The sequence below is a fragment of the uncultured Brachybacterium sp. genome, assembly GCF_947500705.1.
Lineage (GTDB): Bacteria > Actinomycetota > Actinomycetes > Actinomycetales > Dermabacteraceae > Brachybacterium.
Genome location: NZ_CANMSY010000005.1, coordinates 215,227 through 227,085 on the forward strand (window position 1 = coordinate 215,227; position 11,859 = coordinate 227,085).

At 69.5% G+C, this 11,859-nt stretch carries 10 protein-coding genes; 5 read left to right on the forward strand and 5 right to left on the reverse strand.

Annotation, left to right across the window (positions count from 1 at the left end; genetic code table 11):
- Positions 1–10: 10 nt before the first annotated feature.
- Positions 11–1,186 (reverse strand): hypothetical protein, encoded by a 1,176-nt coding sequence (locus Q0937_RS11150; RefSeq protein ID WP_299303570.1) that lies wholly within the window; start codon positions 1,184–1,186, stop codon positions 11–13.
- A 147-nt stretch (positions 1,187–1,333) separates the two neighbouring features.
- Between Q0937_RS11150 and Q0937_RS11155 the strand changes: the two genes are divergently transcribed.
- The gene (locus tag Q0937_RS11155) at positions 1,334–2,467 is read left to right on the forward strand and encodes a polyprenyl synthetase family protein (RefSeq protein ID WP_299303572.1); all 1,134 of its coding nucleotides are present in this window, start codon (positions 1,334–1,336) and stop codon (positions 2,465–2,467) included.
- Between the two features lie 79 nt (positions 2,468–2,546).
- Here Q0937_RS11155 and Q0937_RS11160 read toward each other — a convergent pair whose 3' ends face one another.
- Positions 2,547–2,900 carry an Rv2175c family DNA-binding protein gene (locus Q0937_RS11160; RefSeq protein WP_299303574.1) on the reverse strand — a complete coding sequence of 118 codons (354 nt, stop codon included), beginning with the start codon at positions 2,898–2,900 and terminating at the stop codon, positions 2,547–2,549.
- A 137-nt stretch (positions 2,901–3,037) separates the two neighbouring features.
- Between Q0937_RS11160 and Q0937_RS11165 the strand changes: the two genes are divergently transcribed.
- Entirely contained in the window at positions 3,038–5,140 is a 2,103-nt protein-coding gene (locus Q0937_RS11165; RefSeq protein ID WP_299303575.1) for a Stk1 family PASTA domain-containing Ser/Thr kinase, read from the forward strand.
- A gap of 135 nt (positions 5,141–5,275) precedes the next feature.
- Here the strand turns inward: Q0937_RS11165 and Q0937_RS11170 are convergent, their stop codons facing one another.
- Positions 5,276–6,670: a class II 3-deoxy-7-phosphoheptulonate synthase gene (locus tag Q0937_RS11170; protein ID WP_299303577.1), complete on the reverse strand. Its 1,395-nt coding sequence runs from the start codon at positions 6,668–6,670 to the stop codon at positions 5,276–5,278.
- Between the two features lie 82 nt (positions 6,671–6,752).
- Positions 6,753–7,487: a 1-acyl-sn-glycerol-3-phosphate acyltransferase gene (locus Q0937_RS11175; RefSeq protein ID WP_299303579.1), complete on the reverse strand. Its 735-nt coding sequence runs from the start codon at positions 7,485–7,487 to the stop codon at positions 6,753–6,755.
- A gap of 76 nt (positions 7,488–7,563) precedes the next feature.
- Between Q0937_RS11175 and Q0937_RS11180 the strand changes: the two genes are divergently transcribed.
- Positions 7,564–8,337: a carboxylesterase gene (locus Q0937_RS11180; protein WP_299303581.1), complete on the forward strand. Its 774-nt coding sequence runs from the start codon at positions 7,564–7,566 to the stop codon at positions 8,335–8,337.
- A complete protein-coding gene (locus Q0937_RS11185; RefSeq protein WP_299303583.1) occupies positions 8,334–8,903 on the forward strand; it encodes a hypothetical protein in 570 nt (189 codons plus the stop codon). The genes Q0937_RS11180 and Q0937_RS11185 overlap by 4 nt, the downstream gene beginning before the upstream one ends.
- On the opposite strand, the gene Q0937_RS11190 is transcribed toward Q0937_RS11185, so the two are convergent.
- Positions 8,900–9,838 (reverse strand): ROK family glucokinase, encoded by a 939-nt coding sequence (locus tag Q0937_RS11190; RefSeq protein ID WP_299303585.1) that lies wholly within the window; start codon positions 9,836–9,838, stop codon positions 8,900–8,902. The two genes, Q0937_RS11185 and Q0937_RS11190, sit on opposite strands and share 4 nt — an antisense overlap.
- A gap of 191 nt (positions 9,839–10,029) precedes the next feature.
- Between Q0937_RS11190 and Q0937_RS11195 the strand changes: the two genes are divergently transcribed.
- Positions 10,030–11,838 (forward strand): long-chain fatty acid--CoA ligase, encoded by a 1,809-nt coding sequence (locus Q0937_RS11195; RefSeq protein WP_299303587.1) that lies wholly within the window; start codon positions 10,030–10,032, stop codon positions 11,836–11,838.
- Positions 11,839–11,859: the final 21 nt, after the last annotated feature.

Below are 11,859 nucleotides of genomic sequence, written 5' to 3' on the forward strand. Positions count from 1 at the left end.
GTGACCCGGTTCAGCTGCTGGGCCACCAGGCGGGGAAGATCGGTGTATCGGTCATCCGTGAGAGCAAGGGTGCCAGAGTCGACTCCGGTTCCTGCTCCCGGAGCTCATCGACGAGACGCCCCGCGGTGGCGAAACGGTGGTTCCACCATGCCAGCAGCACCAGCAGGGCGGTCAGAGCTCGCCATGCGGACCGTGCGATGCGGCGTTCTGCCGGCAGTGCCGCCGCCATGGTCGCTGCAGCGACACGCCGAAGCTTCTCGAGCCCCACATACGATCTGCCACCTGCGCAGATGTCCTCATGTGGCTGCCACTGCCGATCATTGACCAGCGTCTGCAGAAGCGTTTCGCGCTCGATGGTGCGAAGACCGCCGTGCTCCACGAACTGGGCCAGCAGCTCCCAGTGGAGCCGGTCGGCGGCGACCGCGGACAGCAACGACGCGATGTGTTCATATTCCGTCATCTGCTCCGTCGGCGAGAGGCCCGGGGCACTGCCGGCAAGTCTGTCCAGCGCCGAGAGCGCCGCGGCGAAGAGACGACCGGGGTCCGCCTCCGAGGAGAGGTCGAGTGCAGGGAGTCGGAGTTCGTGACCGATCCGCTCCAGCATCGGGTCTGCGGACTCCTGGTGCGGGATGGGGCGGCCGGTGAGGACGGCCGATGCCGCGGCACGGGTGTCCGAGAACGGGCGCAGCGGTCCGGTGGCGGCCAGACCGAGGTCGCCTGCTGCTCCGCCCCGTGGATCCCTCTCCAGCTGCCAGCAGGTCGAGCTCGCCGCGCCGTGGATGAACAGCAGCTGGAACGTGGACTCCGCTGAGGCCTGGGACTCCAGCGTGTGCGCGGCGATGTCCAGGAGCTGCCCGGCGCGGCGCATGACCTCGTCGACCACCGGGTCCAAGAGGTCCTGGTAACCGTCGCCGAGGACGATCAGCGCATGGACGACGTGGCTGCCGCGATCCCTCATCAGCGAGAGGTGGCGCTCGAGGTTCTCGCCGCCTCCGGGGCCGAGCAGATCTGCCAGCGCCGAACGCGTGATCATCGGCGGGGAGCCGTTCCCCCCGGAACCGGCGAGGATCAGCGAGTCCGTGGGCAGCTCCCGCAGGCACAGCCTGGCCTCAGCGAGCAGCTCTGCGGGGTCATGGACATCGAGGAGGTGGCGGCCGTGATCGGCGGGGGTGATGTGTGTCGTCATGCCTCAGACCCTCACCGATCTGGCGACCCTGCGGGCCGCAGCCCGCCACCTTGGGGATGGACAGCCGCTGTGGAGGAACCGTCCGCCGGGCCGGCCGTACCGCTGGACGTGGGAAGATCGGTACGCCCGCCAGAAAGGAAGCTCCCGATGCCCTCCTCCCTCACGCCGCCTCGCGGTGACCGCCTGCAAGCGTTTGACGAACTGCTGGTGGAGCGGGTCTCAGAGATCACCCGCACCGAGCTGGCTGCGCATCAGCGGCACCTCGAGGAGATCTCACCGGAGGCCGCCGCACAGATCGATGCGCTCACGAGCTATCTCCAGGGAGGGAAGCTGCTGCGCCCCCGTTTCTGCTTCTGGGGCGGAATGGGGGCACTGGACCGGGATCCGGAGTCGTCGGAGGTGGATGCCCTGGCCCGACTCGGCGCCGCGATCGAACTGATCCAGGCAGCGGCGCTGATGCATGACGACGTCATCGACCACTCCCCGATGCGGCGTGGACGACCGGCTCTGCACGTGCAGGCCGAGCAGGAGCATCGCAGCGCCGGCCTGGCCGGCAACCCGGAGGAGTACGGGATCGCGATCGCGATCGTGCTGGGTGATCTCGCCCTGAGCTGGTCCGAGCAGATGGCCTCCGGGGTTCAGGGAGACCCTGCCCTGGTGCACCGTGCCCGTCGCGAGTTCGATGCCCTGCGCACCGAGGTGATGTCCGGGCAGTACCTCGACATCCTCCACCAGGCAGGCGGGTTCGCCTCTGCTCCGGACGCAGAGCTGGCCGCTCTCTCCGTGATCCGGTGGAAGACGGTCCCGTACACCGTGCTGCGGCCGGTGCGGATCGGCGCCGCTCTCGCAGGGGCTCCGGATCCGGTGCTGGACGCTCTCTCGGCCTGGGCGATCGAAGTGGGCACAGCATTCCAGCTGCGCGACGACCTGCTCAGCGTGATCGGAGATCAGGACGAGACCGGCAAGCCGATCGGTGGGGACATCATCGAGGGCAAGCGCACCGTGCTGCTGGCACGGACACGGGAGGCCGCTGGCGCCGGTGGGCGAGCACTTCTGGACGAGGTCGTCGGCAACGCCGAGGCGGACGAGTCGCAGATCGCTGCCGTCCATGCGCTGATGGTGTCCACCGGCGCGGTCAGCTCCGTGGCGCAGGAGGTGCGGCAGCGGGCGGCACGAGGCCGTGCGCTGCTCGAGGGCACCGCAGATCTGGGCGAGCTGGGCCGCGCAGGACTTCAGGCGCTCGCTGACCTCGCCACCGATGTCGACTCGCTGCCCGGGTGACCGCAAGGGCCCGCGGCTCAACGAGGACGGCTCACCGGCACCCGGGAGCGGAGGAGCAGGGCGAAGGGCTAGTGCACGGTCAGAGCGCGAGGGCGAGAGCTCGCCGGCGCACCTCGCCGCGCTGTCCCTTGCGCAGCTGGTCGATCGGCCTGCCTGGCAGCGTCTCGTCCTCGGTGAACAGCCAGCTCAGCACTTCTTCATCCGCGAAGCCGCCGTCGCGCAGCACGGTGATGGTCCCCGCGAGATGCGGGATGATCTCGCCGTCGGCGATCAGCAGCGCCGGCACCATGCGCACCACGGGCTGCCCGCGGCGCACCGCGATCAGCTGACCTTCCTCGATCAGGCGCCGCACGCGCGAGACCTCCACGTCGAGTCGCTCGGCGATGTCGGGGAGGGGAAGCCAGTCGGTGATGAGGGATTCGAGTTCGTTCACGTCACCAGGGTGCCACGCGCGGACTGCACGCGCATCCCCGCGGCGATCGCTCCCTCTCGGTCGTGCATCACACCACCGCCGCCATACAGCGTGTGTCGGTCCCGATTCCGTGATCGCTGTCGACCTAGATTGGCATCGTGAGCTCGGCAACGTCGACTTCCCCCGGCATCAGCCTGCTCCTCGACGACCGCTATCGGGTCGAGGAGCCGATCGCGCGCGGCGGAATGGCGACGGTGCATCGCGGGCACGATCAGCGGCTGGACCGCGTCGTCGCCCTGAAGATCATGCACCCCCACCTCGCGATGGACGAAGATTTCCGGCGGCGCTTCGGCCGGGAGGCCCGCTCAGCGGCCCGTCTCGCGCATCGCAACGTCGTCGGTGTCTTCGATCAGGGTGAGGATGCGGACCGCATCTATCTGGCGATGGAGCTGGTCGAGGGCGAGACGCTTCGAGCGCGAATCGTCGACCAGGAGCGGCTCACGATCCGCGAGAGCCTCGCCATCACCGCCCAGGTGCTCGAAGCGCTGGTCGCCGCGCACGACGCAGGCATCGTCCACCGGGACATCAAGCCCGAGAACATCCTCATCGACCGCAGCGAGCTGGTGAAGGTCGCCGATTTCGGCCTTGCTCGCGCGATCGGCTCGAACAACTCCTCCGCGAGCGCCACCCTGCTGGGCACCGTGGCGTACATCAGCCCGGAAGTGGTCACCCAGGGGCACGCGGACGAGCGCAGCGATCTCTATTCGCTCGGTGTGGTGCTGTTCGAGATGCTGACCGGGCGTCAGCCGTTCATCGGCGACCAGCCGGTGCACATCGCCTTCCAGCACGTGCACGAGGACATCCCGGCGCCGTCCACGCTGGTCTCCGGCATCCCGCGCGAGCTGGACTCGCTGGTGACCTGGGCAGCAGCGCGCCCGGTCGAGCAGCGGCCGGCCTCCGCCGCGGATCTGCTGCGGGCGGTGGAGGAGCTGTCCGTCACCCTCCCGGCCGCGGTGCTGGAGACTCGACCCGAGCAGCTCGGCGACACCGACACCTCCGATGTGCCGCGACTGACCACCTCGCTCGATGAGGTCGCCTCCGAGCTGGGGCACGGCCCGCGCGCGTTCCCTGCGGCGCTGCTGGCTCCTGGCGAGGAGGACGCAGCGGCCGCCGGCGATGCTCCCGAGCCGTCCGCGCCCTCGGCCTCCCGCACCGCATCGACATCCACCTCCGCGGAAGGCGCGGTGGCGCACGGAGAGGAGCCGCAGGCCGCGGAGATCGACGAGGACGACGAGACTCCGCGCGTGGTCACGATGCGAACTCCGCGCACTCCCCGGGGCCGGCATCTTCCCCGAGGCACCCGTCGGCGCTCCCGGCTGATGCGACTGCTCGCCGCTCTGAGCCTGGTCGCCGCCCTGGGCACCGGGGCATGGGGTGGAGGCGACTGGTACCTGAACACCGGGCCCGGCGCGGACCGCACCATCCCTCTGGTCACCGGTGCCACGCTCGGAGATGCCGAGGCGGCGCTGACTGCTGCAGATCTTGCGGTCCACACCGAAGAGCGCTTCGACGACACGGTCCCGGCCGGACATGTCATCTCCTCCTCGCCCTCGACCGGGACCTCGGTGAAGAAGGGGACGGATGTGGAGGTCGTGGTCTCCAAGGGAGAGCAGACCTTCCCCGTCCCCCAGGTCGTGGGCAACGACCTCGAGAGCGCCCGCACCCAGATCGAGGAGCTCGGCCTGGTGCTGGTGGAAGACGATCCGGCATTCTCCGAGACGGTCACCGAGGGCGAGATCATCTCCCAGTCCGCCACCGCGGACGCCCTGCCTGTCGGCGGCGAGGTGCACGTGGTCGTCTCTCAGGGACGTCAGCCGATCACGGTCCCGGATCAGACCGGCAACAGCGCCGGCGCCGCCCGCTCCGCGCTCGAGACAGCCGGCTTCAGGGTGACCGCCGCACAGGCGCACTCCGGAAGCGTGCCGCAGGGTGCCGTGATCTCGCAGTCCCCGGCCTCCGGGTCGCTGTTCCGCGGCGACACCGTCCACCTCGTCACCTCGTTGGGGCCGGAGATGGTGTCGGTCCCGGACGTCTTCCGCCAGCCGGAGGCCGAGGCGAAGGCGACGCTCGAGGCCGCCGGGTTCGCGGTGACCGTGGTCCATGACAAGGGTGATCCGGTCTTCGGCCTCGTCTACGAGCAGTCAGCGGCTGCGGGTGGCGAGCTGGAGAAGGGCTCGACCATCACGCTGAAGGTCTTCTGATCCTGCTCCGGGTCCTCTGATCCTGCTCCGGGTCCTCTGATCCTGACGCCGATCTTCTGCCCCTGCTGCCGAGGACGACGACGCCGGCGCCTCCCGAGCAGGGAGAGCGCCGGCGGTGCATGGCCCGCTGCCGGTTCAGCGGCGGGAGAGCATCTCCGAGACCAGGAAGGCGAGCTCGAGGGACTGCTGATGGTTCAGCCGCGGGTCCACCAGGGTCTCGTAGCGACGGGTCAGGCCCTCCTCGTCGATCGAACCGGCGCCGCCGAGCACCTCGGTGACATCGTCGCCGGTGAGCTCCATGTGCAGGCCGGCCGGGATGGTGCCCAGCCCCTGATGGACCTCGAAGAAGCCGACGACCTCGTCGAGGATGTCCTCGAAGCGCCGTGTCTTGTAGCCGTTGGACGAGGTGATGGTGTTGCCGTGCATCGGGTCGGTCACCCAGGCCACCTGGGCACCGGAATCCCGCACCCCTTCGACCAGGGCCGGCAGACGCTCACGGATCTTCCCGGCGCCCATCCTGGTGATGAAGGTCAGCCGCCCGGGCTCGCGCTCGGGATCGAGCTTGTCGATCAGCCGCAGCGCATCATCGACGGAGGCATCGGGGCCGAGCTTCACGCCGATCGGGTTGCGCAGCCGGGCCATGAAGTCCACGTGCGCCCCGTCGAGCTGCCGGGTCCGCTCACCGATCCAGAGGAAATGACCGGAGCATCCGTAGATCTCCCCGGTGCGGGAGTCGATCCTCGACAGGGCCTCCTCGTAATCCAGCAGGAGAGCTTCATGCGAGGCATAGAACTCCACGACCTTGAGCGCATCGAAATCCGCGCCGATGGCGTCCATGAAGCGCACGGCCTTGTCGATCTGCCCGGCGAGCTCCTCGTAGCGGTCATAGCCGGCGCCGGAGGTGAACCCGCGGTTCCAGGAGTGGACCTCCCGCAGGTCGGCGAAGCCGCCGCCGGTGAACGCGCGCAGCAGATTCAGAGTCGCCGCGCTGGTGGTGTAGGTCTTCCACAGCCGCTTCGGGTCAGGGATCCGCGACTCGGGAGTGAAGGCGAACTCGTTGACGGCGTCCCCTCGATAGGTCGGCAGGGTCACTCCGTCGCGCGTCTCCTCGTCGGCGGACCGCGGCTTGGCGAACTGCCCGGCCATCCGGCCCATCTTCACCACCGGCACCGAGGCGCCATAGGTGAGCACCGCAGCCATCTGCAGGATGGTGCGGATCTTGTTGCGGATGCGATCCGCGGTGGAATCGGCGAAGGTCTCCGCGCAGTCGCCACCGGCGAGCAGGAACGCCTCTCCCTTCGCGGCAGCAGCGATGCGGTCACGCAGCACGTCGACCTCGCCGGCGAAGACCAGAGGCGGAGCGGAGCGCAGATCGTCGAAGACGGTCGCGCGTGCGTCCTCGTCGGGCCACACCGGCTGCTGCACCCGCGGATACTCGCGCCAGGCGCCAAGAGCTGCCAGGCCGTCATCCGCCGAGGACAGGGTGAAGGCATGCGCGCGGGCGGGGGCATCGGGGCTGAATTGAGTCACGAGCACAGGGTATCCAGTCCCCCGCTGAAGTGGTGGGTCGATCCCACCAGCCGGTCCTCGCACGGAGGCATCGCACTGCGGGTCACACCGCGGCGTCGGACTCCTCTGCTCCTGGGGGCCGGCCCGCCGCGGCACGCATCCGCTGCTTCACGACACTCGCGTACTCCTCGGATCGTTCCTGGTCCGAGAGGGCGAGGATGCGATCCATCACCGCATCGGTCACGGCCCGCAGAACCTTCGCCTCCTCCGCCCCCTGCATCGCAGCGGTGATCTCCTGCACGTCCACGGGCTCGCCGACGACGGCATGGATCCGGGGGCGGCGGCGCGGGAAGAACTTCCGTCCGCGCTGAGCCTCGAAGGCGCCCCTCATCGCGACCGGGACGATGGGCGCTCCGGTGGCCAGCGCAAAACGGGCCACCCCGGTCCTGCCCCGGTAGAGCCGACCGTCCGGGCTCCGAGTCCCCTCGGGAAAGATCCCGAGCACCTCTCCGCGTTCGAGCACCGCCAGCCCGGCCTCGATCGCCGATCTCGAGGCGCTGCCGCCGCTGCGGTCCACGGGCATCACGCGCAGCCCCCGCATCACCGCCGCCACCACCCGATGCAGCGGGGAGCGTCCCGAGAAGATGTCTGACTTCCCCAGGAAGTGAACGCTGCGCCGCACTTGGCCGGGGAGGAACACCGTGTCGGAATAGGCCTGGTGATTGGAGGCGAGGATCACCGGCCCCTGGTCCGGGATGTGTTCGGTTCCGCTGATGGTGGGGTTCCACAGCACCCGCACCACGCCCATCACGAAGGGCTTGGCAATCTCGTACAGCACTGACGTACTCCTGGATCGGTGCGCCGGCGAGCGACGAAGGGACGGACCTGGTGGATCTGGATGCGACGATGTACCCATGGCGTTCAGCGAACTGTCCCGCCCCTGGAGCGCGCGGGCTCACTCTAGCCCGCGTGGCGGCCTGCTCCTCTGCCATGGATTCACCGGTTCCCCGCAGTCGATGCGACCCTGGGCGGAAGATCATGCCGCACGGGGCTGGGCGGTCGAGCTGCCGCTGCTGCCTGGGCACGCCCGCACGGAGCAGGAGCTCGCCGCGACCCGCTGGCAGGACTGGTACGGGTGCGTTCGCGATGCGGCGTGGGAGCTCTCCCAGGAGCACGGCCCCATCGCGGTCGGCGGCCTGTCGATGGGCGGGGCGCTCGCCCTGGCGCTTGCGGCCGACCCGCAGCTGCGGGGACGTATCGCCGCCGTGGTGGCGGTGAATCCGGGGATGACCCTGCCCCCGACGGCGAGCGTGGCGGAGCTGATCTCCCCTGTGGTGCGGACGTTGCCGGGGATCGGCTCCGACATCGCTCTTCCCGGCGCGGTGGAAGAGGCGTACGGGAGACTGCCGGTGCGCGCCGTGGTTCAGCTGCGTCGATTCTTCCGTCGCACCCGGCAGCAGCTGGGCGCGGTGGAGGTGCCGCTGCTGCTGGCAACCTCCCACGTGGATCACACGGTTCCTCCCACGGACAGCGATATCGTCGCAGCCGGGGTGCGCGGGTCGGTGGAGCGTCTCGCCCTGCCTCGCAGCTATCACCTGGCACCGCTGGATCACGACGCCGAGCTGCTGTTCGAGACCTCTGCGCGTTTCCTGGACCAGCAGATCGCAGGCTCGGGAGGTGGAGGATGACCTCGGATCCCGGCAAGTCCCGCGACCCCTGGGACGTGGACGCAGAGTTCGCCCGAATGCTCGAGGGCGAAGGTCTGGTGCTGCGGCCCGGCGATGCCCCGCGCGAAGCTGCCGCCGACGACCACTCCGCCCCCGGGGAGGGCTCGCCGGGCGATTCGCCCGAGGACGACGCCCTGTGGTCCTTCAGCGCCGACTCCCCCGCGGAGCCCCCCAGCTCGGAATCGATCGCACGGTCCCGGGCCCAGCATCCAGCGGCCGGCCTCGGTGACCCCACCGCAGGGCTCCGCGGCGCCGTCGGCCCGCGGGAGCTGGATGACGAGGAGGTCATCTATGGGGATTTCGAGCCGCCGGACCCTGATCTGCCGACCCCGTCGGAAGCCGCGCTGTGGTCCTGGACCGCGCTGCTGGGCGGCTTCGTGCTGATGCTGGTGGCCACCGTGACGCCCTCCCTGCCCACCTTCCTGGGCTGGATCGGTGGGCTCGCCGCGCTGGGCGGGCTGGTCTCCCTGCTGCTGCGCGCCCCACGGAATCACGACGACGAGCCCCACGACGGCGTCGAGGTCTAGCTGCGTGCGAGGTCCGCGGCGCCGACGATGCCTGCCCGGTTGCCCATGCTCGCAGGCACGAACGGTGCCAGCGATCGATGCGCTCGGGCGGTGAGGTGCTGGGAGTAGGCCGCGCGCGCAGGCTCGAGGAGCAGGTCCCCTGCGGCCACGACGCCGCCGCCGACGACGACGATCTCCGGGTCGAGCAGCGCTGCGATCGAGGCCACCCCCGCCCCGAGCCAGGTGCCGATCTCGGCGATCAGCTCCTGCGCACCAGGATCTCCCTGCTGAGCGAGCCGGGTGATCATGGGACCGTCGATGTCCTTCCGCACCCCTCCGGCGGCCTGCACCAGCGGGCCCAGCAGCGGATCTCCGGCCGAGGCGCGACGCTTCGCGGTGCGCACCATGGCGGTGCCCGCGGTGTACTGCTCCAGGCAGCCGCGTCGGCCGCATCCGCACCACTGCCCGTCGGGCACGGCGGTCATGTGCGCGACCTCCCCGGCGAACCCTGCGGTGCCGCGCACGAGATGGCCGTCCATCACGATCGCGCCGCCCAGTCCGGTGCCCACGGTGACCATCAGCATGTGCTTCGCCTCGGTCGCGGCACCGAAGCGGTACTCGGCCCAGCCCGCGGCATTGGCGTCGTTCTCGATGACCACCGGCAGCCCGGTGAGCCGCTCGAGCTCGTCCGCGAGCGGATGCTGGCGCCAGGCGAGGTTCGCGGCGAAGTTCACGGTGCGCCGATCCGCCCCCACGAATCCGGCAGCGCCGACGCCCACCCCGACGACGTCGTGCTGGGCACGCAGCTCGGCCACTGCGTCCGCCACCGCCGCCTCGATCAGCGCGGCGTCGGTGGCCGGGGTGCTGCGTGTCGTGGCGGCGATGATCTCGCCCTCCTCGTCGACCACCCCCGCCGCGATCTTGGTCCCGCCGATATCCACTCCGATGGAGAGCATGCTGCTCCTGTCCGCTTCTGCTGTGCCGAGGGCGGCGGGCGTCGCTGGTCCGCGAGAGGCCCTGTCCCACCTGCCTGTCGCGGCCCATCGTAAGCGTCCCCTGCCGTAGAATCGTAGCGACCCCACCAGCGCTTCCGGACGGGCGTCCGGTACGCCGCCAGCACGCCACCGGCCGGATCGAAGGAGATTCGATGAAGCAGTACACCTCCCCACCGCAGCATGAGAGCCGGCCCGAGGAGAACTCGACGGATCTCCTGCTCGGCAGGTTCCGCTCGAATCCCTCGGTACCCATCTTCGAACTCCTCCAGGACGACGGCACCTACGCCCCGGTGAGCACCGCCGATTTCATCGCCGAGGTGAAGCAGACTGCCAAGGGACTGATCGCCTCCGGCATCGCCCCGGGTGACGCGGTCGCGATCCTCTCCCGCACACGCTACGAGTGGACGCTTCTGGACTGGGCCGTCTGGTGGACCGGCGGCGTGAGCATCCCGATCTACGAGACCTCCTCCCCCCACCAGATCCAGTGGATCGCCTCGGATTCCGCGGCGACACTCGTCGTCGTCGAGTCCACCCGCCATCGGGAGGACGTGGAGTCGGTGCGGGGCGATCTGCCCCATCTCACGAATATCGGAGTGCTCGACGATGGCTTCCTCGCGGAGCTGAAGGCGCGGGGCGCGGAGGTGAGCGACGAGGACCTCGAGGCCCGCCGCACATCCCGCAGGATGGACGACATCGCGACCATCATCTACACCTCAGGGACCACCGGACGCCCCAAGGGCGCGGAGCTCACCCACGCGAACTTCGTGGACACCACCCGCAGCGCCCTCAACCTGCTGGGCAAGGAGGTGCTGCCTCCCGGATCCAGGCTGCTGATGTTCCTGCCCATGGCACACGTCTTCGCGCGCCTGATCACGGTGCTCGCCGCTGCCCAGCCGGTCACCACCGCCTTCACCGCCGATACGAAGAACCTGCTGCCTGATCTGGCTGCTTTCCAGCCGACCTTCCTGCTGGCCGTGCCGCGTGTGTTCGAGAAGGTCTACAACGGCGCGGAGGCCAAGGCGATCGCCGGCGGCAAGGGCAAGATCTTCACCGCCGCCTCCGAGGCTGCCATCGCCTATTCCAAGGCGCTCTCCGCCGGCAAGGTGCCCTTCACCCTGAAGGCCAAGCACGCACTGTTCGACAAGCTGGTGTACGGCAAGCTGCGTCAGGCGATGGGCGGTCAGGTCTCGTGGGCCGTCTCGGGCGGCGCACCGCTGGGTGCGAGGCTGTCCCACTTCTTCCGCGGCATCGGGGTGACGATCCTCGAGGGCTACGGCCTCACCGAGACCACCGCACCGATCAGCGTGAACCTGCCCTGGGATGTTCGCCCCGGCACCGTCGGCCCGCCGCTGCCCGGATCGACCGTCACGATCGATGACAGCGGCGAGATCCTGGTCAAGGGCGTGATGGTCTTCAAGGGCTATCACAACAACGCCGAGGCCACCGCCGAGTCGATGCGGGACGGCTGGTTCCGCACCGGCGACCTCGGCGCACTCGATGAGAACGGCAACCTCACCATCACGGGCCGCTCCAAGGAGGTCATCGTCACGGCCGGCGGCAAGAACATCTCCCCGGCCCAGCTCGAGGACCAGTTGCGCTCGCACCCCCTGGTCAGCCAGTGCGTGGTGATCGGCGACCAGAAGCCGTTCGTCGCCGCGATCCTCACGTTGGACGCCGAGATGCTCAGCACCTGGCTGAAGAACAACGGGCTCCCCGACATGAGCGTCGCCCAGGCCGCGCAGGACGAACGCATCCGGGCCGAGCTCCAGACCGTCGTGGACCGGGCGAACAGCTCCGTCTCGCGGGCTGAGTCGATCCGTGCCTTCGAGGTGATCGATTCGGACTTCACCGAGGAGAACGGCTACCTCACCCCGTCGCTGAAGCTCAAGCGCAACGTCGTGGTCAAGGACCTGGCGGAGATCATCGACAGGATCTACTCAGGCTCGAAGCCGACGAGCTGAGCCGGGAGGGCCGCGGCCCTC

Bases quoted from the DNA above. Each gene is read 5' to 3' on its own strand.
- Q0937_RS11195 (WP_299303587.1), top strand. From the start codon at position 10,030: ATGAAGCAGTACACCTCCCCACCGCAGCATGAGAGCCGGCCCGAGGAG.
- Q0937_RS11155 (WP_299303572.1), top strand. From the start codon at position 1,334: ATGCCCTCCTCCCTCACGCCGCCTCGCGGTGACCGCCTGCAAGCGTTT.
- Q0937_RS11190 (WP_299303585.1), bottom strand. From the start codon at position 9,838: ATGCTCTCCATCGGAGTGGATATCGGCGGGACCAAGATCGCGGCGGGG.
- Q0937_RS11150 (WP_299303570.1), bottom strand. From the start codon at position 1,186: ATGACGACACACATCACCCCCGCCGATCACGGCCGCCACCTCCTCGAT.
- Q0937_RS11185 (WP_299303583.1), top strand. From the start codon at position 8,334: ATGACCTCGGATCCCGGCAAGTCCCGCGACCCCTGGGACGTGGACGCA.
- Q0937_RS11180 (WP_299303581.1), top strand. From the start codon at position 7,564: ATGGCGTTCAGCGAACTGTCCCGCCCCTGGAGCGCGCGGGCTCACTCT.